Origin of the sequence: Pseudonocardia sp. CA-142604, assembly GCF_050948475.1 — a bacterium.
Lineage (GTDB): Bacteria > Actinomycetota > Actinomycetes > Mycobacteriales > Pseudonocardiaceae > Pseudonocardia > Pseudonocardia alaniniphila.
Map to the genome: position 1 here is coordinate 4756957 of NZ_CP192045.1, position 24156 is coordinate 4781112.

A 24156-nucleotide genomic window follows, 5' to 3' on the forward strand; every position below is an offset into this window, starting at 1 on the left:
GCATCTGCTCTGCTCATCGAACCGGCCGCGGGGATGCTGGGGGTGGGTGTGCTGGGTTCGGCGGTCCTGGACACCGTCATCGGATTGTCGTTCGTGTTCTTCCTGGTGGCGTTGCTGAGTTCGGCGGTCATCGAGTGGTGGGCGAATCTGCAACGGAAGCGTGCGAAGTTCCTGCTGCGCGGCGTCCAGGCGATGCTCGTCGAGGACAGAGGCCACCGCCCGCGGTACTGGTGGTCGCCGCTCGCGCTGTTCGAGGCGGCCCGGGCGGAGGATGCCCTCTACCAGTCGGTGCTCCGTCCGACGGTGGGGCAGGCGGCGGAGTCGGATCTGGTGCGGGTGATGGCCCATCCCTTGCTGCGGGCCCGGCGGCAGAGCGGTCCGGACGGCCGCTACACCCGGCTACCGTCCTACCTCCCGGCCTCCGATGTGGCCACCGCCCTCGTGGATGTCCTGCTGGGTGGAGTGACCGATGGCCGGATCGAGGAGCGGATCGCCGGGCTCGACTCGCCGGCGCTGGCCCGCTCGCTCGACGGGCTGTGGAAGCGCGCGCAGGGTGACCCTGAGCAGTTCCTGACCGCGATCGAACACTGGTACGAGTCGCAGATGGAGCGGGTGTCGGGCTGGTACAAGCGCTGGACGAAGCGCGGAATCGTCGTGGTCGGGGTGCTGATCGCGATCGCGTTCAACGTCGACTCGGTCCGGATCGCCGCCGCCCTCTACGGCGACGGGATCGTCCGCGAAGCCGTCGCACAGGTGGCGGCCAACCCGGCCGTATGCGGCACCCCGGCCCCACCGCCGACCGGCGGCGCGCCGGCCGCGAACCCCGGCGACGGGGAGGGGGAGGAGATCGCCGGGTCGGGAGCGGCCGACTGCGCGCGGGGCGTTCTGGAGCAGCTCGACACGGTCGGACTTCCCGTGGGCTGGCCTGCGGGCTGTCCGCTGGACCTTGCCGCGTGTGTCCGCGAGCCCGGAACGAGCACCGCGGCGGCACCCGGCGTGACCGACTGGCTCGCCACAGCCCTCGGACTCGCCTTCACCGCGGTTGCGGCCGCCTTCGGTGCCCCGTTCTGGTTCGACGTCCTGAACCGGCTCGGATCCCTGCGCAACAACGGCACCAAACCGAAGCCGGCCCGACGATGAGCGCGGGTTACGAGGGGCGTTCGCTGACCTCGTAGACGTCGGAAGGCGACCCGACGATGAGCGGGTCGGGCGTGCCGACGACGTCCGGGTCCTTCGTGGGGTAGTCCAGGTTGGACAGTACCCAGCTCAGTGCGGCGATCCGGCCGCGCTTCTTGTCGTTGCTCTTCACGACGGTCCACGGCGACACTGCGGTGTCGGTGCGGGCGAACATCCTCTCCTTCGCCCGCGTGTAGTCGTCCCAGCGCTCCAGAGCCGCCAGGTCGACCGGGCTGAGTTTCCACTGCCGCAGCGGGTCGATGACCCGAACCGTGAATCGCGTGCGCTGCTCGGCGCGGGAGACGGAGAACCAGAGCTTCACCAGATGAATGCCGGTGCCCACCAACGCTTCCTCGAGCGCGGGCGTCTGCTGCATGAACTCCTCGTACTCGTCGTCGGTGCAGAATCCCATGACGGGTTCGACAACGGCGCGGTTGTACCAGGAGCGGTCGAAGAGAATTATCTCCCCTGCCGAGGGCAGCTGGCTGAAATAGCGCTGGAAGTACCATTGCGACTGCTCGCGCGGCGACGGCTTCTCGAGGGCCACCACCCGGGCGCCACGCGGGTTGAGGTGCTCCATGAATCGCTTGATCGTGCCGCCTTTACCGGCGGCGTCGCGGCCTTCGAACAGCACCACGATCCGTTGCCCGGTGTCCTTGGCCCAGGATTGCATCTTCAGCAGCTCGATCTGGAGCGCGCGTTTGCGGATCTCGTACTCGTCGCGGGTCATCCGCTCGTCGTAGGGGTAGTCCTGCTGCCAGGTGGCGATCTCGCGCCCGTCCCGCGACATGAGAAGAACCTCGTCGTCGTCGAGCTCCTGGATCGTCAGATCGTCGAGGCCGTCGAGGAGGTCGACGGCCGCCAGCGCGTCCCGGAGCTCCCGGCGGGTCCGCTCGGAGTGACCCGCGGCCCGCGGCGTTTGGCGAAACGAGCTCACGATCTGGTCAACGGAAGTCAATCGAATCCCATCCTCGCTGCTTGAGCCGGCGACGCAGAGCCTGTGACGACCACGGCCGCGCTGTCAACAGCGGGCGCACCGCAGCCCAGGGTGGTTTCCCGTCGGGTCCGATGACCGACATAAAGGCGATCCGGCCGGACATACCGGCTGCCGACATGCGGAGTAGCACTATTTGTCCGAACGGCGCCACTGGTACTACGCCAGCCGGACAGTCCTACGTGTACTGATCGGACGCTTCCCGTCATCCATTGTTCAGCTTTCCGTCGTGGTATCTGCTCGCGCGGTCGTCATATTCTCACTCTTCGTGACCACGATCTCGTCATCGCCGGATCCGCGGGAACATCGGTTGGCGGAGGTCACGCGCGCTGTCCGGGCTGCGGCTGACGGGGCCTCCGACACCAGGGCGGCCGGGCGCGTGAGAGCGGCCCTCGACACCCTGCTGACGCACCTCGTGCGGGCCCACGACCGCTGCCAGGACGTCGTGGACCAGGACTGGGCCGACTATCGGGCGCGTCTCGACATCGGCCTCGACGACCTGCGGACCGAGATCGCCCGGACCACCGATCCCGGCGATGACGGGGCGGAGCTGGAGAAGGTGCTCTTCGTCCACTGCTCCCGGCTCGAACTCGACGGCTGGCGGCTCCATCTCGACGCCGTCGCTCACGGCGCCGGCGATGGTGCGCAGGACAGGCGCAACGTCCACGAGCTGGTCACCTACGCGGCTCGTGAGCTCGACACGTACTCCCGAGACGGCGGCGCCACCGCCGAGCGCGCGGAGGACATCGATCGGATCATCGAGAGCGTGCGCGCCGAGTCCGCGACGCCGTAGCGCCGCGGGATCACGACACCGCACGGCGCAGCCACAGCGCGAGCAGTTCGACGGCCATGACCGTGGCGAACACCATCAACGTGATCGTGGTGACGACGCCGAACTCCATCACTCGCGAGGCATTGAGCAGGTAGAAACCGATCCCGCCCGCGCCGACGATGCCCAGGAGGGTGGCCGAACGGATGTTGACGTCGAGCTGGTAGAGCAGGTGCGCCGCGATGGCGGGCGCCGCCTGGGGCAGCGTCACGGCGACGAACACCTGCGAACGGGACGCGCCCGATGCCCGCACGGCCTGCTGCACGTGCACGTCGGTCTCCTCCAGGGAGTCGGCCACGAGCTTGCCCAGCAACCCCGTTGCGCCGATTGCCAGCGCGAGCGCTCCTGCCACCGGCCCCAGGCCGGTGATCACGACGAAGACGATGGCCAGCACGAGCTCGGGCACGCCCCGCACCACGACGATGACCATCCGGAACACGGCGGCCGTCTCCGGAGTGGGACTCACGTTCCGCGCGGCGAACGCACCGACGGGCAGCGCCAGCACGGCGCCGAGGAGCGTCGCCGCGAGTGCGATCTGCACGGTGACCGCCAGCTCGGCGAGCAGGATGGGCAGGATCCCGCCCGTCGTCGGCGGCCAGAACAGGGCCAGCGTGTCGACCATGTCCGGGAGGCCCGTGACGATCCGCCACGGCGAGAGGTCCGCCCCGGCCACGGACGCGACGACGACGAGCACGGTGACCCCGCCGAAGAGCGCGCCCCGCACGCGGTGCGGTGTCCACGGCGGGGTCACCCGTCCGGCATCGGGCACGGCCCTGCCCGGTCCCGGCAGCGGGTGCGCGCGCAGGGTGTCGATGCGTCGCCCCACGGCGCGGGCGACACCGCCCCGCCGGTGGGCCTGTTCACCGTGCCCACCGAGCAGGGCTCGGCGGACGGCTCCGGACACGAGTTCCGCGGCCACGCACAGGGCGAGGACGACCAGCGCGAGCGCGACACCCCGCTGGTAGTCCAGCCGGCGCAGCGCGTTCGCGATCTCGAAGCCCAGGCCGCCGACCCCGACGAACCCGAGCAGCACGGAGATCCGCAGGTTGATGTCGAAACGATGCAGGGCCGTGGCCACGAACGCGGGAAGCACCTGCGGGAGAACGCCGGCCACCAGCTCCTGCACGGGGCGCGCTCCCGTCGCGCGGACGGCGGTGCGTGGGCCTTCGTCGATCTGCTCGATCGCATCGGCGTAGAGCTTCCCGACCATGCCCACCGAATGCAGGCCCATCGCGAGCACGCCGGCGAGCGTGCCGAGGCCGAAGAGGCGGAAGAACACGATCGCGAGCACGACGTCGGGCACCGCCCGGGCCACCACGATCACGGTGCGGCCGCCGTAGCGTGCGGCGAGCGCGGGCGTGGTGTTGCCCGCGGCCAGCACCGCGATCGGCACACTGACCAGCACCGACAGCAGGGTCGCGCAAACGACGATCGCGATCGTCTGCCCGGTCAGCGACAGGAGCTCGCCCAGCGGCGGGAAGTCCAGCGGCAGGGTTATGGAGAGGAAATCGGCCGCGTTGCCCACGCTGTCCACCAGCGTGGCGACATTCAGCCGGAGCTCGCCGACCGACCAGACCGCCGCACACAGCAGCACGAGGAGGACGAGGGCGGCCGCGGTGCCCGTCCGCGACGGCGGTGCGACCGTTGTGCCCGGATGGCGGGGACGCGGATCGGGCGGCGAGGTGCCGAGCGCGCTCACCGGCCGAATCGCTCCGCACCGGCGAGCACGGCAGGCAATGGCGCGTCCGCGTAGACGGCCATCGCCTCGGAGCGGCCGACGTCCTCGGCAGGCCGATCGAGCACCACCCGCCCCGACCGCAACCCGACGATCCGCTCGCCGAACGACAACGCCACCTCGACCTGATGGAGGCTGCAGAGCACGGTGAGGCCGTCCTCGCGGCTGACGTCGGCAATCAGCTGCATGACCTGTGCGGAGGACTCTGGATCGAGTGAGGCGACGGGCTCGTCGGCGAGCAGGATCCGGGGCCGCTGCAGCAGGGCCCGCGCCACCGCCACGCGTTGCTGCTGCCCGCCCGACAACGTGTCGGCGCGCTGGAACCGCTGGTCCGCGAGCCCGACACGGTCGAGTTGTTCGAGCGCGGCGCGGCGGATACGCCGTGGGTAGCTCAGCAGCCCGAGACGCGGTCCGTGCAGCCCACCCAGTGCGCCGGTGCAGACGTTCTCGAGGACGTTCGCGCTCCCCACGAGGTGGAACTGCTGGAACACGAAGCCGATGCGGGTGCGCAAGCGGCGCAGCTCCGCACCACGGGCGCGGCCGGCATCGCTGCCGAGCACCCGCACCGTCCCGGTCGACGGCTGGTGCAGACCGTTGATGTGCCGCAGCAGGGTCGACTTCCCTGAACCGGAGAGCCCGAGCAACACCACGATCTCCCCGGCGCGGACGCTGAGCGAGACACCGTCCAATGCGACGACGTCGGGCGCGAATCGCTTACCGACATCTGTCAGTTCGATCATGCTGTCGCCGTGCATGCGAATCCCCTCCTGCGGCACCGGGCTCAGCCCAGGCTCGTGCAGGACTCGGCCTTGGTGATGTCGCAGACGCGGCGCACGCCGTTGTAGAAGGCATCGTCGACGGTGACGTAGCCCCAGCCGCCTTCCTCGCCGACCTCGCACGTGTCCGCCGAGGCGCAGAATCCGTTGGCGGTCAGGTAGTCGACGTTGGCCTTCTGCGTGAAGGCGTCGGCGATCTTCTGCCGTAGTTGCGGGTCGACGTCACTGGCAACCGCCACGGGCGATCCGGCGATCGTCTCCGACTTCCACACCGTGCGCAGCCGGCCGGGCTTCAACTGCCCGGACTCGATGAGCTGGGTGTCGACGATCGAGTCGTAGGCGAAGCCCGCCGCACATTGCCCGCTCGCAACGGCGAGGGCCGACGCGTCGTGTCCGCCGGCGAAGACGGGAGTGACGCCCGTGGCCGGATTCACCCCCGCCTCGATCAGGCCTGCCGTCGGGTAGAGGTATCCGGACGTGGAGTTCGGGTCGACGAAACAGACCGTCTGTCCGGCGAATCCCGCGAGATCGGTGATGGGGGAGTCGTTCACCGTGATCGCGTAGGACTGGTAGCCCGGCTCGTCGCCCTTCTTGTCCACCAGGGCCGCCACCGGCGTGATACCCGCATCCTGGTTCTTGGCGAGCACGTAGGAGAACGGGCCGAACCCGGCGATGTCGATCTGACCCGCGCGCATGCCCTCGATGACCGCCGCGTAGTCCGTGGCGTTCTGGAACTGGACCTTCTGGCCGGTCTCCTTCTCGAGCAGGCTGATGACCGACTGATAGCTCTGTTGCAGCGATGTCGATTCCTCGGACGGCACGGCGGCGAACACCACGGTGCCCGATTCGCCCCCGGCTGCCCCTGAACTCTCGACCGCGCTCTGACCGCAGGCGCTCAGCACGAGTAGCGCAGCGCCTGCCGCTGCCGCGGCGGCGGTACGTCGGACCGTGAATCCCATCGTGGCTCCTCCACGTCCGCTGCGCGCTGGTGGCGCGCCGGAAGCGGACGGCAGCGAGGGTGGAGCGGTCGCATGCCCGGCCAGACACTGTGTGGTTACAGACGAACGAACGGATCAAGTCACTTCAACAGAGCAGTTCGGACAGATCGGACACGCCATCGGTGCGTCCGGCGCATCGACTGGGGGTCGTCCTCGACGAGGTCAGGCGTCCGCCGGAGCCGGCCGTCCCGCCGGGCGTCCGGCCAGCACCCGGGTGAGCGCGGCGGTTGCACCCCAGATCCCCGGCGCCGCGACGGCCGCGGGGGATGCACCGGGCGCATGGAGGGGTGTGCGCACGCGGAGCGCGCCCGGAAGCGAGCGGAAGACCAGCGGGGGTGGCAGTGCGAGCGCCTCCCCGTCGACGCCGACGTTGACGAGCTCGTCGCCGGAACGCACCACGAACTCCGGTGCCGTCCACTCCTTGTAGCCACGGAAGTCCGCGATGCGTCCTGTGGCCTCGGCCGCGATCAGGCCCGGGACGTCACGGGCGCGGTCGACCGTCATCGAGACGATTCCGAGGACGCCTGCGTCCAACCGCTCCCGGGTGCCGAAGCCGGACAGCCGGTCGAGCCGGTAGACGCCGTTGGAGACGAGAACGATGTCGGCCGAGCGGGTGTCCGCACCGTCGGGGCCGGTGAAGCGCAGGTCGAAGCGCTGTGCGTTCGGTCCGAGCAGCTCGGGGAGCAACTGCGCCGTGGTCGCGAGCTTGGCGTCACGGTAGGCGTCGGACTGCACGACGGTGGCGTAGACGCCGAGCGAGGCGTTGTTGACGAAGACGCGCTCGCCGAGCATGGCGAGGTCGACGCGCCACTCCACCGCCGTGTCGTAGGCGTCCAACGCGGCCACCACGTCGTCGCGGTCGAGCCCGAGGTCGAGCGCGAAGTGGTTGCGGGTGCCCGCGGGTACGCAGACGAACCCCACGTCGTGTTGTCGCGCCACGTCCGCGACCAGCGCCTGTGAGCCGTCACCGCCCGCCATGCCGATCACGTCCGCCCCGTCGGCCACCGCCTGCTCGGCCAGGGACCGGAGATCGTCGCCGTGGTGCAGGACGACCGGCCTGATGCCCCGGCGCATCGCCTCGTCCTCCAGGGCGAAGTGCTTGACCTTCCCGCCGCCCGACCACGGATTCATCAGGAGGACGCCGTGGCGGGAGGGCCCGACCGACCGGGCACCTTTCCGCACGGGCGCCAGGTCCCGGCCGAGTGCTGCCCGGGCGGAGACCGTCGACAGGACCACCAGACCGATCAGCACCGCGAGCTCCGCCACCGAGCCGATCAGCAGCACGACGATCCCCGCAAGCGCCAGGACCCCCGCGGCCGCTGCCGCGATCCGGCGCCCACGGCGGTTCACCAGCGCGGTCCATCCGGCGATCACCGCGATGACGACCAGGGCCAGCGCGAGCAGGACTCGCCCGGGGTTCTGCAGGACGTGCACGATCACGACCACGAGTGCGGCGAGGAGCGCGGCCAGCGCCAAAGCGGCTGCCGCTCGTCGTCGGAGGTCAGGGGGCGTGCGGCCCGCCTCGCCGAGCTTCATGGGTGCCGACCTCCTCGATCCGAATGCCACGGATGTCCGCCACGGGCTCCCGGTGCTATCGGACCCCACGGTGGCGCTCCGGTATCCCTCCGTCGTCACCCGGCCGGAATGAGTCGAGAGTCACCTCAGATAGGGGATGTCCCGCTTCATCCTCAGGGTGACCGTTGGCATGCAGCCGTCGTATGGAGCAGAGGGAGGCGGCAGGCGATGACGGAGATGGACGTGGGGCCCGAGTTCACGTGGGATGAGCAGGTGGCGGTGCGGAGCGTGCACTTCCATGATCCCGACGCCCCGGCGGCCACCATCGTCACGCCCTCCGTATTCGTCGCCGTCCATGACGGACAGGGCAGGTTCCTGCTCGTGCAACGCTGCGACAGTGGGGCATGGGAGTTTCCCGGGGGCCGCATGGACGTGGGGGAGACCGCCATGGCGGCTGCGGTGCGCGAGACCGCCGAGGAGGCGGGGGTGCGCGTGCGGATCACCGGGCTGGTGGGGCTGTTCAGCGATCCGGCATTCGTCATCCGGGCTGTTGACGGCGGCATTCGTCAGCCGTTCGTCGTGTGCTTCCACGGCGTGGCCGAGTGGGGGTCGCCTCGCCCGGACAAGATCGAGACCGTCGACGCGGGCTGGTTCGAACCGGAGCAGGTCGAGGAGATGACGCTGGAGCCCGGTGCTCGCCGCTGGATCCAGCACGCGATCGCCGGGTCGGGCGAGCCGCACCTCGAATGACAGCAGTCGAATGACCGCGAGCGGCCGTGTGGGTCACGCCTGCCGCACGCCGCCGCTCAACAGGCCGTGCTCGTGGGCGGCGAGCACCGCCAGACGCCTGCTGCTCACGCCGAGCTTCGTGTAGATCGACCGCACGTGGCTCTTCACGGTGTTGACCGATACGGCGAGATCGGTGGCGATCTCGTCGAGCGACAGCAACGACGGAAGGAGCCCGAGAACCGTGAGCTCGCGCTCGCTGAGCATGGGTTCACGCTTCCCGCGACCACCTGCACCCGCCGCCACCGCGCGCTCGGCGAACGCGTCCGATGCCCCGAAGCTGCCCCGCTGGTGCACGAGAAGCTCCCGGATGTTCGGCCCGGCGTACGCGAACGGCCGGAGCGCGTCGAGCGGCTCGGCCACGGCGAGCGCCCTGCGGAGGGCCGCGCGGGCGGCGGATCGCTTGCCCGCGGAGACGGCGAGCGACGCCTCCAGCAGCCACGCCTCCACCACGGTCTGCGGGAGCACCATGGTGGCTGCCCCTTCCAGCACCGGCATGAGGAGTGATCGCACGTGGTCGTGGCGGCATCCGGCCGTCTCGGCCCATGCCTGCATCATCAGGAGCTCGGCGGTGTCACCGGTGCGTTCGGCGAGCCAGCTCTGCACGGTGCGCGCCGCCGCGGAGTGTCCGAGCAGCAGGGCCGTGCGGAACTCGAGCATGGCGAGCGCGGCGACCAGCTCCGCCGGTGCCGGACGGCCGCCGAACTCCGAGCGGGCCTGCTGCAGCTCGGCCAGCCCACTGGCACGGCCACCGGCGTCGAACGCGGCGGCGCCGTGTATGGCCTTCAGGGCGAACCGCAGCCGAGGCGAGGACGCCGTGACATCCAGGGCCAGGCCCTCCGCGGCAGATCGCTCGGCGTCGGCGGTGTCCGTGCGCATCAGAGCGGTGTAGGCCAGCATCGCCGTGGAGACCGCGGCCCAGATGGAGTTCTCCCAGCCGTGTTCGGCCGCGGTGGCCGCGGCCTCGATGCTCACCGCCCGCATCGAGTGCATGTCGCCCGTGCCGCCCTCGACGATGCCCAGCAGGGCCAGGCTCTGCATCGTCACGTAGTCGAAACGATGGATGCGGCTCAGGTACAGCGCTCCCTCGAACTCCACGCGCGCATCGACGCGGTCGCCGCACTCGAGGTGGGAGATGCCGCGGCTGAGGCGGGCGAGCGCCTCCAGTTCGGGCTCGGCGGGTAGTTCGCCGGTGTAGCCGACGGCCGTATGCGACGAGCCCGGCTGTGCGGGATCGGCCACGCCCGCGGTGAGTTGCTCCGCCATGTCACGCAGCACCGCCAGGCCGGCCGGGCCGTCGGTGGGCCACACCTGCTGTGCGTGCCGCAGATCGCTGCGGGCGGCCGGGAGCTCTCCTGCTTCGAGCCGGATCATGGCCGAGGTCAGCGCGAGCCATGGGTCCGCCGCCACGGTCTGGGCGCTGACGCAGGTCAGCGCCTCTCGCAGCGGAGTGTGGTCGCCGGAGAGGAGGAGGGGAATCGCGAGCCGACGCAGCATGTCCGTCAATAGGTCGCTGTCGTGGCTCTGTGCGGCGTGATCGAGGGCCCGGACCGGTTCGGGCTCGGCCGCCCACCACCGTGCGGCCACGGCGTGCAGCGCCTCCGCCCGGTTCACGCCCTGCCTGCGGAGATCGGCGAGGAGGTAGGTGCGGAGGAGCTCCTGGATGGTGTAGGAGTCACGCCCCCTGCCGATCGGCGAGAGCAGGGACGTCTGGTGCTCGAGCCGGTCGAGCAGACAGCCCGCGTCCTCGCGGCCCGACAGAGCGGTGGCGAGCCTGGTGGGCACCGGCTGACTGATGCTGATCACCCGCAGGAACTCCTGCACGTCGTCCGGTAGCGCGCAGAGGATCTCACCGACGAGATAGTCGGCGACGGAGCGCTCGTCGCCGGAGAACTGCGCGAGGAACGCGTCACGATCCGCGGACTCGGCCACTCCGAGCGCGGCCAGGCGCAGCCCGGCCGCCCACCCACCGGTGCGTCGGTGCAACGTCTCGATCTGGGCCGGCGTGAGCTGCAGGCCCGAGTTCTCGAGCAGCGTGGCCGCCTCGGCGGGGGTGAACCGCATCTGCGACGCTCGCAGCTCCCAGAGTCGGCCCGCGAGCCGCAGCCGTGGCAGGGACAGCGGAGGATCGCGTCGGCTGGAGAGCACCAGCTGCAGGCCCGCGGTCCGGTTGCGGGTGAGGGCCCCGATGCTGTGCAGGGCATCGGGTTCGACCAGCTCGTGGGCGTCGTCGAGGATCAACCGGATCGGCCGGGGCAGGGCCCCGATGGCGTGGACCAGCTCGGCGAGGCACTCCGGCAGCTCGTCGTGGTGCCAGACCCACGAGTCGCGGAGCCGGTTCCCGCCGGGGATCGACGGGCATGCGGAGAGCGCCGCCACGATCGCCGCCCAGAGTCGCCCCGGGTCGTTGTCGTCGCGATCGAGAGACACCCATGCGGTGTCCACATCAGTGCTCGAGCGCGACCAGTCCGCCAGCAGCAGCGTCTTGCCGTAACCGGCGGGGGCGCAGACGAGGGAAACGTCGGCAGCGGCGCCGGCGTCAAGGGCCGAACGGAGCGCTGTGCGCACGACGAACTCGGACGGGAGTGGTGGAACCGCAATTTTTGCCTGCGGCACGAGCGGCACGGCGATCATCCCCTGAACTGATCGTCCGGCCCCGCTGTCGGTGCAATTTCGTGGTGCGGCCTTCGAATAGATCTTTCGGCGGTCCGGATCAGCAACTCGATCTATACGGCAGTAACCCCCGGCGAGCAGGTTATAGCGATCCGCGAGTGATGTCCATGCATCGGAAAATTGCGACTTTCGGCCTAGTAGTCGACGTGTGACTACGGAGCGTTCGCTGTGAACTCGCAGGTCGGAGGGGGCACGTTACGCCGCGGTGAGAGGTCTCCTGCGCATGTCCGCTCCGTCACCGTGGGAACACTTTCCGTGGCGGACGATTCGCTGTGTAGTTCCCTTTGTCGCCGTTTCGGGGCGGCCGGGACAGGTACGTCCGATGAGGGCTCACCTGACGTGGATGAGGCGTGGGAGGCGGTATTCGGTGATCCTGACTGTGCCCGGTCGTCCGATCTCGTGGCTCGGATCGACCGGCCCCAGGGAGAGGAGAGATATGAGTATCGGACCTGTTCAGTTGATCGTGCTGGGTTTCCCGCAACCGAACTTCCACGGCGAGATCATCGCCGAGTTGGAGCGCCTGCGGGAGACCGACACCGTTCGCGTGATCGACGCGCTCGCGGTGCACAAGGACGCCGACGGCGAGGTCGAGGTAGCCCATCTCAGCAACCTCACCGAGGACGAGGCGATCGAGCTCGGCAGTGTCGTCGGCGCCCTGATCGGGCTGGGGATCGACGGTGAGGAAGGTATGCAGGCCGGTGCCGAGGCCGGTGCCATGGCTGCGGCCGAGGGCGGCGCCGACGTGTTCTCCGAAGAGGACGCATGGGACGTGCTGGACGAGATCCCCAACGGCTCGGCGGCGGCGCTGCTGCTGCTCGAGCACACCTGGGCCATCCCGCTCCGGAACGCGGTGGCGGCCGCGGGCGGCTTCCGCATCGGCGACGGCTTCATCAGCCCACTCGACCTCGTCGCGGTCGGGCTGGTGTCCGCAGCCGAGGCAGCGGAGATGCACGCCATGGAGACCGCCGGCGTCGGCAGTTCCTGAGTGCCTCGCCCCGGGGCCGGCCCGACGGACATCGAGAGGAGGTGGACCATGTTCGGATCACGCAGGGTTGCGCGACGCACCGCGCGAAGGACTGCCCGGCGAGTGAGCAGGCGTCGCGGGTGAACGACGTGTCCGCCCGGCGCGGGGGCCGCCCGCGCCGGGCCGGTGGTCGTGACCGGCCCGAAGGAGCGCGCCGTGAGCGAGAACAGCACAGGTCGGAACGAGTCGGTCGATGTCTACGTCCGGGCGCGGGCGTACGAGTCGGTACGGGCTGTGCTCTCGGACGACCACAACTACGCCGAAGGGGTCGCGGCGGCCCGGCGCGTCGCCGCCGCCGTCGTCGCGGAAGCCGGTGCCGTCGTGTTGGCGGACGTCGTCGTGGGACTGTCGCTGGAACTTGCATCCGCCCTCGAGCGGATCGCCACCGATCAGGGCATGGCGGCCGTAGACCTGGCCGATGTGTGGTTCGTGGAGTGAGCGCCGCGTGAACGCCTCATCCGCGAGGGATGAGGCGTTCAGCGGGCCGGCGCCGCAGCATCGGTTCGCAACGTGCGCGTGGCCGGTCGGCGCGCCATTCCCGGGGAGGACCACGGTGTGCCTGTTCACGTGGTGTCGCGTGGGCGCGACCTGACCGTGCCGTCCGACTGGTGGCCGGGGCGGCGGGAGTTCGGGGCCGCGGTGTTCCGTGTGGTCCTGCTGCTCCTCGCCGGATGGGGCGCACTCGCACTCACCATCGCGCTGTTACCGGGGGTGTCCGCTCGGGCGGAATGGGACGTCCTCCTCGCCGCTGCGTTCCTCGGAGTGCTCGCGGCCACGCTGCGCCCGGTCTTCACGGCGGTGGCCGCGTGGCTCGGGTGGGCCGGGGTCTTCGTGGCCTGGCTCCTGACCCAGGCCGCGCTGATGTACCTGGTCCTCTCCGTCACGCCGGGCATGCGGGTCGACGGGTTCTGGGACGCCTTCTGGGCATCGTGGCTGTACGCGATCCTGGTCAGCATCGTGAGCTGGTTCGTCACCGCGGGCGACGACGGCGCTGTGGCGGCGCACCTGCTGCGCAGCACACGCAGGTCCACCCGCACAGCCCCGAGGACGGACGTCCCCGGCGTCGTCATGATCCAGATCGACGGGCTGTCCGCGCCGCTCGCACGCTGGGCCGTCCAGGCGGGCAACCTGCCGACGCTGAGCCGTTGGATCCGGTCGGGGGGCCACCTGCTCGCGGAGTGGCACGCCGAGCTTCCCGCGACCACGCCGGCGAGCCAGGCGGGACTCCTGCACGGTGCGAGCGCGCAGGTCCCGGCGTTCCGCTGGTGGGAGAAGAGGTCGGGGCGCTTGGTCGTCACCAACCACCCGCGGGACAGCGCGCTGCTCGAGTCACGGATGTCCGACGGCCGCGGGCTGCTCGCCGACGGCGGGGTGAGCCTCTCCAACATCTTCTCCGGCGACGCGGCCACCAGCATGCTGACGATGAGCACGGTCCAGGCGAACCGGGCACGCCGCGGGCCCGCCCGGTCGCTTTCGACGTACGTCATGGACCCCTTCGGGCTGACCCGTTCGCTGGTGCTGACCGGCGGCGAGATGGTGAAGGAGCTCTACCAGGGTCGCCGCCAGCGGGCGCACCGGATCGAGCCACGCGTCCACCGCGGCGGGACCTATGTGCTCTTGCGCGGCGTGACGAACGTGCTGCTGCGGGAGCTGAACACCTACCTCGTCGCGGAGCACCTCCGGCGTGGCGTGCCGGTGCTCTACTGCGACTTCGTCGACTACGACGAGATCGCGCACCACGCCGGTCCGACACGGCCGGAGTCGCTCGCCTCGCTCGAGGGGATCGACCGGGTGCTCGGCACCCTGGAGCGCATCGCCCTGGCCTCGCCCCGGCCGTACCGGTTCGTCGTGCTGTCCGACCACGGGCAGAGCCAAGGAGCCACGTTCCTGCAGCGCTACGGCGAGCGGCTGGAGGATGTCGTGCGACAACTGCTCAGCTCGGAGGCCGACGTGCTCACCGCGGCGGACGAGGAGACGAGCGAACAGCAAGGACGGGTCAACACACTGATCGACGAGCTGGGCGCGGAGGGTGGGATGGCGGCCGGTCTGCCCGGGCGCGTCCAGCGGCGTCGCCGCGCGCACGCGGTGACGCGAGCGCCTGCGGAGCCGCCGCCGGACGGTCCGCTCCCGGAGCTCGTCGTGGCCGCGTCCGGCAACCTCGGCCTCGTCTACTTCCCCAGGGTGCCGGGACGCCTGACGCTCGAGGACATCCAGGAGTCACATCCGCGGCTGCTCAGCGGGCTGGCGGCGCATCCCGGGATCGGGTTCGTCATGGTGCGCTCCCGCACCCACGGTCCGCTCGTGCTGGGCTCTGCCGGCATCCGCAGGCTCGACGACGACCACGTGGAGGGCGTGGACCCACTCGTGCCGTTCGGGCTCTACGCGGCGGATGACCTGCGCCGCCACGACGGGCTGCCGCACGTCGGGGACATCCTGGTGAACAGCCGGATCGACGCCTCCACCGCCGAGGTGGCCGCGTTCGAGGAGCTCGTCGGCTGTCACGGCGGGCTGGGCGGCTGGCAGTCCCGCGCGGTACTGATCCACCCGGCGGAGTGGCCGGTCGAATCGTCCCTCGTCGGGGCCGACGCCGTGCATCACCAGCTCGTGGTCTGGCTCGACCGGCTCGGACTGCGGGCTTCGCCCACCCGTCCGCCGCTGCGCTGGTCATCCCTGCCGGGTGATGCGGACATGCGGCAGTCGTTGCGAGGGTCTGAGCGGCGGAGCGGGTCTGCCGCGCGTCGTGATGGTGCCGAACCAGAGGAGGCGGGAGATGACTGACCGCAGGACCGACCCGTCCCTGCAGGATCTCGACGGCACGTTGCTGCTCGGCGCCGGTGTGGCGCTCGCCGTCGCGAGCATCGCCGGGCTGGCCGGTTTCGTGATGTGCGGCATCGCGGTGATCACCGCGAGCAGACGCTGGTATCAGCGCGTGGACCTGCCGCCCCACGAGATCGCGAACCTGAAGTGGCGACAGGCGAGGGCGGCGATGGGGGCAGGCGCGGGAGCGTGGAGCGACGCAGAGCGGTCCGGCTACTCCCCGCGGTCGCGCGGGAAGCGATGACGTGACGTTCGAGATCTAGGACCTTCGAGGCCGTCCCTGTTCGTGCGCGGTCTCAAGAGGCGAACGGTGGCTTGCTGCGGCTCGGCGCGCTGGAAACCCTCGCCGGCTTCCACGGGACTGGGTGTTCGCCCGATTCGCCTGACGGCGTCCCGACATCCGAGTCGCCTTGGGTGGATAGGCCGAGCGTCGGGGAACACCATGAGAATGCGTCTACGTGCGGTCTGCCGGATATGAACGGAAACGTTCGGCATCGGACGTGATGACTGGTGCGGGACGGTATCCGTGGCCCTGCGTTGCTGTGACGGCGCCCACAGAATCCTCTCTTCTTCCCCTGGACCTAAGATCATGATGGGCCCAGTAGGAGGGTGCGTACATTAATGGCGATGGAGCGCATACAACGCGACGCGGACAGAGCACTGCATCACAGTGGCACGACACGCCGGAGGTATGGGAGCGAGTCGGATCGCTTCCGCCGGATTCTGGCTCTGCAACGATCGGCGGGAAATGCCTCGGTCGTCGCCGCGGTGAGGGCGCTCGAAGGCACGATGGATGACGGCCCCGCCGTGTCGTCGTCGGAGCATGAGCCCCGGTCCGCGCCGCTGACGTCGATGTCGTCCACCCTCCTGTCGACCCACGCGAACTCCTGCACGATCCAGCGGGCCGCCACGGAGGATTCAGACTCAGATCTGAAGGCCATCTATGACGAGCTACTGGTGCGCTCCCCAACGTTTCGATCGCTCGATGCACAATTGACGGAGTCGCACGGGCAGATTCGGCTCATGGACTCCCTGAAACTTGCCGGGCGACAGCGTGGCACGGTCGCTTACGTCGGGAACCAGCATGCGATCCTGGCGCCCGCCGGTGGGGCGCATCCCAGTGCGTTGCGGAGCAACCTGATGTGGGAGATGCACAACGCCCTCAACCGAGGAGAGGCCGTGCGCACGGGCAGCGTGTTCGCCCCGCACCTGCCCCGCTCGATGGGCGGCCCGCCCATGCCTGCATTCGAGCAGGCGCGCGCGCAGAAGTATTACGTGGCCGCACGCGCGCTCGCCATCGAATGGGACGAATGGGCAACCTTGATCGAGGCGGACCTGAACGGACTCAAGGTCAACTTCGAACTCGCCGGCCGTGGCGACACCTGGAGGAACGCCATCGACGACGAGCTCGACTACCTCGTCGATGGAGCAGGTAATGCCCACCCCGACCTCGAGCGGGAGGTGCAGACGCCATTCATCTCGTCGTTCAGCACGGCAAGTCCGCAGAGCTGGCGAGACTTCTCGAACTATCTCGCGAGGCAGGTGGAGACGAAGCACACAGCCGGATACGACGTGAACGCGACGGGTCGGGACTGGATAGGGCGGAAGACGCTGGAACTCGTCGAGGCCGAGAATCCCGCAGCGCTGCTGATCGACCGGCGTGAGATTCGCGATTTCCTCGACGGTCGGACCCGGAAGGTCAAACCCGGATCCGCGAACCCGTTCAAGAACACCCACATCGTGGAGCGGACCGCCCACCTCGACGCCGCGAATTCCGCCGACAATTTGAGCGCAGCGGGCGCTGCCAACCCGTTCCAGTCATTTTCGTTCTGACCTGGAGTCGTCGTGACCGCTGCCCGAGACAGGGGAGCGGTCCGCACCGGACGCCTGGCCGATCCCCGCAGGGATTTCGTGCCGGACGGGCAGGTACACCCTCGGGAGTCCGGGCAGCTCCTGGGGGCGGTGGGTGACCACGAGTGCCGTGCGCCCGGTCGTCACGCGCAGCAGGTCGGCACACACGAGTGCGGCGGTGTCCGCATCGAGGTGTGCGGTCGGCTCGTCGAGGAGCAGCACCGGGCGGTCGGCGAGGAGGGCCCGGGCGAGCCCGATCCGCTGCCGCTCCCCACCGGAGACGGCGCCACCGTGAAGCCCCGCCCGGGTGTCGAGTCCCTCGGGCAGGGCGGCCGACCAGTCGCCGAGCCCGGCGCGGCGCAGGGCGTCGGTGATCTCGTCCTCTCGGGCGTCGGGCCGGGCCAGCAGCAGGTTCTCCCGCAGTGTGCTGTCGAACAGGTGCGTGGCGGGGCCGCACCAGGCGATGCGGGCGCGCAGGTCGTCCCCGAGCACCTCGCGCGTGTCGACGCCGTCGACGTGCACGGCCCCGGCCGACGGGTCGAGGGTGCGCAGGAGCGCGGCGAGCACGGTGGTCTTGCCGCTGCCCGTCGGGCCGGTGAGGAGTAGTCGCTCGCCGTGGCCGAGCCGCAGGTCCAGGCCGGTCACGGCGTCGCGATCGGAGCCGGGCCACCGGACGGCGAGGGCGCGGGTGTCCAGTCGTCGCCCGGGCGGGGCGGGCCGCGGGTCGTCCGGTTCCGACACGGCAGCGGGAGCCCGCTCCAGCTCGGCCAGCCGGCGCGCGGCCGGAAGTGCTGTGGCCAGGCGCATCGCGGCGTCCGGCAGTGCCGCCACCAGCTCGGCGGTGGCCAGCGGGGTGAGTGCCAGCACGGCCAGCGCCGTGCCGGGCAGCACGCCCGCCCGCAGCGCGGCCACCCCGAGCGCCGTGCAGCACACGGTGGCGACCCCGACGGCCAGCACCGTCAGCGCGATCCCGAGGCCGGTGGCGGTGGCCGCCCGCCGGTGGAGCGCGAGGAGCCGCCCGTCGAGCGTGGCCACCGCGCGGCGGCGCTCGCCCGCGGCGCCGAAGGCGATCAGGTCGGGGCCCCCGTCGAGCAACTCGACGACGGCGCTCACGACCGCGCCCCGGGCCGCCGCGGTGCGCCGGGCCGCCCGCCGGGCGAGCGCCACGGTGACGGCGGGCGCGATGATTCCGGCGCAGACCAGGCCTGCCGCGAGCACGACTCCCGCCTCCGGAAGGAGCACTCCGAGCAGCGTTGCGGTGCCCACGCCCACCACCGCGGCCGACGCCGCGGGCACCAGCCCTCGAACCAGCACGTCCTGCTGCGCGTCGACGTCGCCGACCATCCGCGACAGCAGCTCGCCGGACCGCTGCCGGGCGCTCACCGCAGGCCCCATCCGCACGAGCGCGTCCCACAGCCGGACCCGCAGGCCTGCGAGCACCCGCAGTGCGACGTCATGGGAGGCCAGCCGCTCGGCGTAGCGGAGGATGCCCTTCGACAGCCCGAACGTGCGCACCGCGACGATCGCCACGATGAGCGTCAGCACCGGAGGGTGCAGCGCTGCGGCCGAGATCAGCCATGCCGAGGTGGCCGCGAGCGCAACGGCGCTTCCCAGCGCCCCGCTGCCCGCCAGCACCGCGAGGGCGAGCCGCCCGCGGTGGGGGCGAACCAGGGCGAGCAGACCGCTGCGTCCCGCTCGCTGTGCATCCGGCGTGGGGGGCTCGGCGAGGACCGGATCCGGCGGGCGGGTCGGCGCCGCTGCGCCCGGACTGGGCGCCGGCTCGCGAGGGGCCAGGCCCGGGGGAGCGGGTGCGCCGGGGAGCGCGATCACCCGGTCACACAGGCCGAGCACCGTGGGCCGATGGCTCACCACCACGGCAGTGCGCCCGGCGAGCGCCGCAGGGAGGGCAGAGAGCAGGGCCGACTCCGTGTCGGCGTCGATGCCCTCTGTCGGCTCGTCGAGCAGGAGCAGCGGACGGTCGGCGAGAAGCGCCCGGGCGAGCGCGACGCGCCGCTGCTGCCCTGTGGAGAGCCCCTCGCCGCGCTCGTGCACGGGGGTGTCGAGCGGCAGGTCCAGCGCGGCCGTCGCAGCGACGGCGCTGAGCTGGGCGTCGGTGGCGTCGGGGGCACCCAGCCGCAGGTTCTCCCCGACGGTGCCGGCGACCAGCACCGGACGCTGCGGCACCCAGGCGACATGGCGCAGCCAGGCGTCGCGGTCGACGTCGGCGAGGTCGGTCCCGGCGACGGACACGACCCCCGCGTCCGGACGCCGCCAGCCGAGCAGGAGGTCGAGAAGCGTCGACTTGCCCGCCCCGCTGGGACCGGTGATGCCGAGAACCTCACCAGGGGCGATCGCGATCGTCACGGCGTCGAGGACCGGGCCGGACCGTCCGTTCACCCCGACCGCGTCCAGCCGTACCGGCCCCGTCGACGGGTCGGGTGCGGCCGCGGCCTGCCCCGGCGCCGGCGCGTCGACGGGGGTGTCGAGCACCGCGAAGACGTTCCCCGCGGCGGCGGCGCCCTCGGCACTGTCGTGGAAACGGGCGGCCACGGCCCGCAGCGGCTGATACACCTCGGGAGCCAGGACGATCACCAGCAGCCCCGTCGCGAGGTCCAGGTCACCACCCACGAGCCGCAGCCCCACCGACACCGCGACCAGCGCCACCGAGAGCGTGGCCAACAGCTCCAATGCCAGCGACGAGAGGAACGCCACCCGCAGCCCGCGCATCGTCTCGGCGCGATACCGCTCCGACATCTCCGCGATCTGCCCGCGCTGCCGCCGCGCGCGCCCGTACGCGGTCAGCACGTCGAGCCCGGCCACGACATCGAGGAAGTGGTGGCCGAGCACCGAGAGCGCACGCCACTGCCGGGCCGTCCGGGCCTTCGTGTGCAACCCGATCAGCACCATGAACAGCGGGATCAGCGGGATCGTGACGCCGACGACCAGCGCAGAGACCCAGTCGGCCGTGAGGATTCGCACGGCGACGACGAGCGGCACGATGGCGCCGATCACCAGCTGGGGGAGATAGCGCCCGACGTACCCGTCGACACCGTCCACCCCGCGGCTCGCCAGCGTCGCCAGTTCCCCGGTGGGCGGCAGCCCGGGATGGCGCGGCCCCAGCCGCAGCACGTGGTCGAGCACGGCGGCCCGCAGCTGCGCGACCGTGCCCGCCGCCGCCCGCTGGGCCGCCACCTCCCCGCCCCAGCCCAGCGCCGCCCTGCCCACCACGACACCCAGGAGGGCGACGAGCGGCACCGCGAGCTCGGCGAGACCGGCGCCACCGAGGAACGCCCGGGCGACGGTGCTCGACAGCAGCTCGGCCTGGGCGATCACCAACAGGGCCGTGACCACCCCGATCGCGGCGCCGAGCCCGATGAATCCGCGGACGGCCGGGGCATGGTGCAGCAGCCGCCGAGCCACCGCCCCGCTCCGGTTCGCCGCCATACCCCTCCGCCTACCGGGGATGTGCCACCTGGCACAACACCCGCGGAAGGCGGCTTCTGCACGGACGTGTGACGTCGCCCGTCGACGGAGATCAGTGGGTTCGCAAATCCTTACGGATCGCCGGCGAGCCCGCCTGCCCCGGTGCCGCCGCATTAGCGTCCTGGTGTGAGTGCACCTGCCACCCGGGCCGCGCGCGTGACCCGGACTCCGGACCTGCGGTGGGACCTGATGGCGGTCGGCGCCGCCGCCGGTCTCGTCGCTGCGGCGGCGCTGGTCGGATGGCAGCTGCTGCACGCAGGTGTGAACATCTTCCTGGGCTTCCCGCCCCTGCTGGCGCAATGGCTGCCGCACGTGGGCCCGGGCACTCCGGTCGCGCTGGTCACGGCCCTGCTCGTAGTCGTACACGGGCCCCGGCTCGCCGCGCGCATGGACTGGCGGCTGCTCGCGGCGTCCGCCTGGGGCACCGCGGTGGTCTGGACCCTCTCCCTCGCGCTCGTCGACGGCTGGCAGCGCGGCGTGGTCGGGCGGCTGACCAGCGACCAGGAGTACCTCTACGACGTTCCCAAGGTGGGGAGCGTGCTCGGGATGCTCCGCACGTTCTCCGACCACATCCTCACGAACCAGCCGGTGCACTGGACGACCCATGTGGGCGCCCACCCGCCGGGCGTGTTCCTGCTCTTCGTCCTGCTGGACCGGATCGGGCTCGGCGGCGGAGGGGCGGCAGGCCTGTTCGTGATTCTGGTCGGCTCGTCGGCCTGCGTCGCGGTGGCGGTCGCGCTGCGCGCGCTCGGCGCCGAGGACCTGGCCCGGCGCACGCTGCCGTTCGGAGTACTGCTGCCGGGTGCGGTGTGGGTCGGGGTCTCGGCCGACGGGATGTTCGCGGGTGTGCTCGCCTGGGGGGTGGCGCTGCTCGCGCTCGGCGCGACCCGCCGGGGGCGCCGCGCCGATGGGGCGGCGCTCACAGGCGGGCTACTGCTCGGCTACGTGCTCTACCTCTCCTACGGTCTCGCGCTGGGCGGACTGCTTCCGCTCGTCGTCGTCGCACTGACCCGCGCGTGGCGGTCGGCGGGCTTCGCGGTGCTCGGCGCGGCGCTCGTGGTGGCCGCGTTCACCGCGGCCGGGTTCTGGTGGTTCACCGGGTATGAGGACGTCCGCGTCATCTATGCGGCGAGCATCGCGCAGACCCGTCCCTACTGGTACTTCGTGTGGGCCGATCTCGCCGCGCTGGCGTTCGCCGTCGGGCCTGCCGTCGTCGCCGGGCTGCGCCGCGCGGCGGCCGCCCCGCGAGCCCTGCCCGCGGGGCCGGCGCTGCTCGCGTCAGCCGCTGTGGCCGCGGTCCTCCTCGCCGACGTCTCCGGGATGTCCAAGGGCGAGGTCGAGCGGATCTGGCTCCCGTTCGCCGTGTGGCTGGTGGTGCCGTGCGGGCTGTTGCCCCGGCGCCAGATCGGGTACTGGCTCGCCGCTCAGGCACTGCTCGCGCTGGCCGTGAACCACCTGCTGCTCACCGTCTGGTGACCGGCTGACGGCCGCGGCCGACCGTCAGCTCCACGAAGCTGCGCGCCCCCGTGTGGCACCGGGTCAGGCACAGGTCGGCCTCCGCGGCGATCCGGGTGACCGCGCGGGCGCCCACCGCCGCCCACGGCACCGGAGCGCCCGCCACCGCGGCGGTGTGGACGCGGGCCGTTCCGCGCCAGAACTCCTCCGGTCGGCCGCCTGTCTCCACGAGTACCGTGCCGCCCCTGCGCACGAGTTGGGCGGCCCGCCTGAGCAGGCGTAGCGGGTCGCCGCCGATGCCGATGTTGCCGTCGGCGAGCAGTACGTGGCCCCACCGCCCCTCCGCAGGGAGAGGACCGAACACGTCGGCGCGCACCATCGGTGCCCGCCGCCTGCGGCACGCGGTCTCCGCCACGGCCGAGATGTCCACGCCGAGCGCCGGGAGACCACGGCCGACCAGTGCCTCGACGAGCCGGCCGGGACCGCAGCCCAGGTCGAGTGTGGGGCCCGTGCAGTGGTCGAGCAGCCACCGGTCCTCGCCCCCTGCCTGGTGCCGCCAGCGATGCACAGCGAGCTCGACCTCGATCCCGTCGCTGCGGACGAGCCGCGCCGCTGCACCGGTGAGCGCGGGGTCGAAGCCTGCGATCAGCACGAGCCCCTCGCGGTACGGAATGCCGGGATCGCTCCGAGAGTCGCCGCGAACCTCGTCGCCGGGGCAGCCGAGGCCACGGCCAGAGCGTCGGCGGCGGTGTCGACGTCGGTGAGCATCGGCAGCAGACCGACCCGAAGCCCGGCGTCCTGCAACGCTCGCAGCGTCCGCTCGCCGGTGTCGGCCCGGGACGTGGGCACGTCGGCGATGACGGCCGCGGCGCGCGGGTCCCGCAGGCCCAGCGCCCACCAGCCGCCGTCGGCGGCCGGGCCGAGAACGGCGTCGACGGGCCTCGGGCCGTCGGCGATCAGCGGGGCGGCGGAGTCGCTCAGCAGGGCGGCATCCACCTGCGGGGTGTCCATCCCGAGCTGCAGCGTCGGCAGCCCGGGGGCCAGTGCGGCTGTGTCGTCGTGTGCGGCGGCGATGCGGTGTCCCAGGTCGCAGCCGCGCTGGATCACGATCGGGATGCCGCACAGTGCCGCGCCGACATCCCGTGCCCTGGCGGACTCCGCGAGCTTCCCCGTCATCGCGACGACCGGGCAGCCGCGGGGGACCGCACGTACGGCGTCGAGCGTGTCCAGCAGCGCCGCGGCGGCCAGGTACGCGGCCTCGTCGGGGGTGGCGGGGGGACAGAGCCGGGTCTTCACGTGGTGTGGCTGCGGTGCCTTGGCGAGCACCAGGAGCGCGACGCCGGGTCTCGCGGGGCTCACCGGAGCAGCCCGGCCATGTCCCTCGCGGCGCGCAGGGAACCGCGCACCGATCCCGACACCTTCGACCGCCCCCCGGCGCGCGCCCGGTACGGCACGGGCATCTCCTCGATCCGCCAGCCGGCCGCTCCGGCCCGCAGCAGCATCTCGAGCGGGTAGCCGAAGGCGCGGTCCGTGATCTGCAGGTCGAGCAGGCCCTGCCGGTGCGCCACCCGTACCGGTGCGATGTCGTGGACCGGAACGCCGCGGTGACGCAGCACCGCGGCGATGGCCGCATTCCCGGCGCGCGCGTGCCACGGCCACACCGAGGCCGAGTCCGGAACCCGGCGCCCCACGGCGAGGTCGGCCCTACCGGAGTGGACGGCGTCGGCCATCGCGGGCAGCACACCGGCGTCGAGGGAGCCGTCGCCGTCGAGGACCGCGACGACGTCGGCGCGCGCCGCCAGCAGGCCGGCGTGGACCGCGGCGCCGTACCCGCGGTGTGGCTCGACCACCACGCGGGCACCACAGGCGCGGGCGACGTCGCCGGTGGCGTCGGTGGAGCCGTTGTCGACGACGAGGACCGGCCAGCCGTCGGGGAGCCCGGCCAGCGCGGCCGGCAGGGCCTCAGCCTCGTCGAGGCAGGGCAGGATGATCTCGAGAGAGCCGTACACGACCCTGATGGTGGACGGGATCAGTGTCTGGTGTG

19 protein-coding genes are annotated in these 24156 nt (G+C 71.6%); 9 read left to right on the plus strand and 10 right to left on the minus strand.

Annotated features, from left to right (window positions below; all coding sequences use genetic code 11):
- Positions 1 to 42 precede the first annotated feature (42 nt).
- On the plus strand, positions 43 to 1140 hold the full coding sequence (locus ACQPZQ_RS21505; protein WP_433298615.1) for a hypothetical protein: 1098 nt from the start codon (positions 43 to 45) through the stop codon (positions 1138 to 1140).
- A 7-nt stretch (positions 1141 to 1147) separates the two neighbouring features.
- On the opposite strand, the gene ppk2 is transcribed toward ACQPZQ_RS21505, so the two are convergent.
- Positions 1148 to 2134, minus strand: coding sequence for a polyphosphate kinase 2 (ppk2, locus tag ACQPZQ_RS21510; RefSeq protein ID WP_433298617.1), 987 nt, complete (start codon positions 2132 to 2134; stop codon positions 1148 to 1150).
- A 304-nt stretch (positions 2135 to 2438) separates the two neighbouring features.
- Between ppk2 and ACQPZQ_RS21515 the strand changes: the two genes are divergently transcribed.
- Positions 2439 to 2963 (plus strand): hypothetical protein, encoded by a 525-nt coding sequence (locus tag ACQPZQ_RS21515; RefSeq protein ID WP_433298619.1) that lies wholly within the window; start codon positions 2439 to 2441, stop codon positions 2961 to 2963.
- Between the two features lie 10 nt (positions 2964 to 2973).
- Here ACQPZQ_RS21515 and phnE read toward each other — a convergent pair whose 3' ends face one another.
- From phnE to ACQPZQ_RS21535, 4 genes are all read right to left on the minus strand, one after another.
- Positions 2974 to 4698: a phosphonate ABC transporter, permease protein PhnE gene (phnE, locus tag ACQPZQ_RS21520; RefSeq protein ID WP_433298621.1), complete on the minus strand. Its 1725-nt coding sequence runs from the start codon at positions 4696 to 4698 to the stop codon at positions 2974 to 2976.
- Complete coding sequence (phnC, locus tag ACQPZQ_RS21525; protein ID WP_433298623.1) at positions 4695 to 5489, minus strand: phosphonate ABC transporter ATP-binding protein; 795 nt, start codon at positions 5487 to 5489, stop codon at positions 4695 to 4697. The genes phnE and phnC overlap by 4 nt, the downstream gene beginning before the upstream one ends.
- Before the next feature lie 26 nt (positions 5490 to 5515).
- On the minus strand, positions 5516 to 6469 hold the full coding sequence (locus ACQPZQ_RS21530; RefSeq protein WP_433298625.1) for a phosphate/phosphite/phosphonate ABC transporter substrate-binding protein: 954 nt from the start codon (positions 6467 to 6469) through the stop codon (positions 5516 to 5518).
- Between the two features lie 201 nt (positions 6470 to 6670).
- Positions 6671 to 8044, minus strand: a complete 1374-nt coding sequence (locus ACQPZQ_RS21535) for a diacylglycerol/lipid kinase family protein (protein ID WP_433298627.1) — start codon at positions 8042 to 8044, stop codon at positions 6671 to 6673.
- A 207-nt stretch (positions 8045 to 8251) separates the two neighbouring features.
- Here ACQPZQ_RS21535 and ACQPZQ_RS21540 point away from each other — a divergent pair, with 207 nt between their 5' ends.
- Positions 8252 to 8773 (plus strand): NUDIX hydrolase, encoded by a 522-nt coding sequence (locus tag ACQPZQ_RS21540; protein WP_433298629.1) that lies wholly within the window; start codon positions 8252 to 8254, stop codon positions 8771 to 8773.
- A gap of 33 nt (positions 8774 to 8806) precedes the next feature.
- Here ACQPZQ_RS21540 and ACQPZQ_RS21545 read toward each other — a convergent pair whose 3' ends face one another.
- Entirely contained in the window at positions 8807 to 11443 is a 2637-nt protein-coding gene (locus tag ACQPZQ_RS21545) for a LuxR C-terminal-related transcriptional regulator (protein ID WP_433298631.1), read from the minus strand.
- Between the two features lie 475 nt (positions 11444 to 11918).
- On the opposite strand from ACQPZQ_RS21545, the gene ACQPZQ_RS21550 reads away from it, so the two are divergent.
- The 5 genes from ACQPZQ_RS21550 to ACQPZQ_RS21570 all read left to right on the plus strand — a co-directional run bounded on the left by ACQPZQ_RS21550 (position 11919) and on the right by ACQPZQ_RS21570 (position 17156).
- Positions 11919 to 12467 carry a hypothetical protein gene (locus ACQPZQ_RS21550; RefSeq protein WP_433298633.1) on the plus strand — a complete coding sequence of 183 codons (549 nt, stop codon included), beginning with the start codon at positions 11919 to 11921 and terminating at the stop codon, positions 12465 to 12467.
- 195 nt (positions 12468 to 12662) lie between these two features.
- Entirely contained in the window at positions 12663 to 12944 is a 282-nt protein-coding gene (locus tag ACQPZQ_RS21555) for a hypothetical protein (protein WP_433298635.1), read from the plus strand.
- A gap of 117 nt (positions 12945 to 13061) precedes the next feature.
- The gene (locus ACQPZQ_RS21560) at positions 13062 to 15284 is read left to right on the plus strand and encodes a phage holin family protein (protein ID WP_433298637.1); all 2223 of its coding nucleotides are present in this window, start codon (positions 13062 to 13064) and stop codon (positions 15282 to 15284) included.
- Complete coding sequence (locus ACQPZQ_RS21565) at positions 15277 to 15567, plus strand: hypothetical protein (RefSeq protein WP_241040607.1); 291 nt, start codon at positions 15277 to 15279, stop codon at positions 15565 to 15567. Before ACQPZQ_RS21560 ends, ACQPZQ_RS21565 begins: the two co-directional genes overlap by 8 nt.
- A 377-nt stretch (positions 15568 to 15944) precedes the next feature.
- A complete protein-coding gene (locus tag ACQPZQ_RS21570; protein ID WP_433298639.1) occupies positions 15945 to 17156 on the plus strand; it encodes a hypothetical protein in 1212 nt (403 codons plus the stop codon).
- On the opposite strand, the gene cydD is transcribed toward ACQPZQ_RS21570, so the two are convergent.
- Positions 17142 to 20618, minus strand: a complete 3477-nt coding sequence (gene cydD / locus ACQPZQ_RS21575) for a thiol reductant ABC exporter subunit CydD (RefSeq protein WP_433298641.1) — start codon at positions 20616 to 20618, stop codon at positions 17142 to 17144. The two genes, ACQPZQ_RS21570 and cydD, sit on opposite strands and share 15 nt — an antisense overlap.
- Positions 20619 to 20783: 165 nt before the next feature.
- Between cydD and ACQPZQ_RS21580 the strand changes: the two genes are divergently transcribed.
- A complete protein-coding gene (locus ACQPZQ_RS21580; protein ID WP_433298643.1) occupies positions 20784 to 22133 on the plus strand; it encodes a hypothetical protein in 1350 nt (449 codons plus the stop codon).
- On the opposite strand, the gene ACQPZQ_RS21585 is transcribed toward ACQPZQ_RS21580, so the two are convergent.
- Genes ACQPZQ_RS21585 through ACQPZQ_RS21595 form a run of 3 tightly spaced genes read right to left on the minus strand, consistent with a single transcriptional unit; the run spans position 22120 to position 24121 of the window.
- Entirely contained in the window at positions 22120 to 22764 is a 645-nt protein-coding gene (locus ACQPZQ_RS21585; RefSeq protein WP_433298645.1) for a methyltransferase domain-containing protein, read from the minus strand. The genes ACQPZQ_RS21580 and ACQPZQ_RS21585 overlap by 14 nt on opposite strands.
- Positions 22758 to 23471, minus strand: a complete 714-nt coding sequence (locus tag ACQPZQ_RS21590) for a TIGR04282 family arsenosugar biosynthesis glycosyltransferase (protein ID WP_433298647.1) — start codon at positions 23469 to 23471, stop codon at positions 22758 to 22760. The genes ACQPZQ_RS21585 and ACQPZQ_RS21590 overlap by 7 nt, the downstream gene beginning before the upstream one ends.
- Positions 23468 to 24121: a glycosyltransferase family 2 protein gene (locus ACQPZQ_RS21595; RefSeq protein ID WP_433298649.1), complete on the minus strand. Its 654-nt coding sequence runs from the start codon at positions 24119 to 24121 to the stop codon at positions 23468 to 23470. The genes ACQPZQ_RS21590 and ACQPZQ_RS21595 overlap by 4 nt, the downstream gene beginning before the upstream one ends.
- Positions 24122 to 24156 lie beyond the last annotated feature (35 nt).

Coding starts and splice junctions, on each gene's coding strand:
- phnC (WP_433298623.1), bottom strand. CDS start 5,489: ATGCACGGCGACAGCATGATCGAACTGACAGATGTCGGTAAGCGATTC.
- ACQPZQ_RS21530 (WP_433298625.1), bottom strand. CDS start 6,469: ATGGGATTCACGGTCCGACGTACCGCCGCCGCGGCAGCGGCAGGCGCT.
- ACQPZQ_RS21535 (WP_433298627.1), bottom strand. CDS start 8,044: ATGAAGCTCGGCGAGGCGGGCCGCACGCCCCCTGACCTCCGACGACGA.
- ACQPZQ_RS21540 (WP_433298629.1), top strand. CDS start 8,252: ATGACGGAGATGGACGTGGGGCCCGAGTTCACGTGGGATGAGCAGGTG.
- ACQPZQ_RS21545 (WP_433298631.1), bottom strand. CDS start 11,443: ATGATCGCCGTGCCGCTCGTGCCGCAGGCAAAAATTGCGGTTCCACCA.
- ACQPZQ_RS21550 (WP_433298633.1), top strand. CDS start 11,919: ATGAGTATCGGACCTGTTCAGTTGATCGTGCTGGGTTTCCCGCAACCG.
- ACQPZQ_RS21565 (WP_241040607.1), top strand. CDS start 15,277: ATGACTGACCGCAGGACCGACCCGTCCCTGCAGGATCTCGACGGCACG.
- ACQPZQ_RS21570 (WP_433298639.1), top strand. CDS start 15,945: ATGGCGATGGAGCGCATACAACGCGACGCGGACAGAGCACTGCATCAC.
- cydD (WP_433298641.1), bottom strand. CDS start 20,618: ATGGCGGCGAACCGGAGCGGGGCGGTGGCTCGGCGGCTGCTGCACCAT.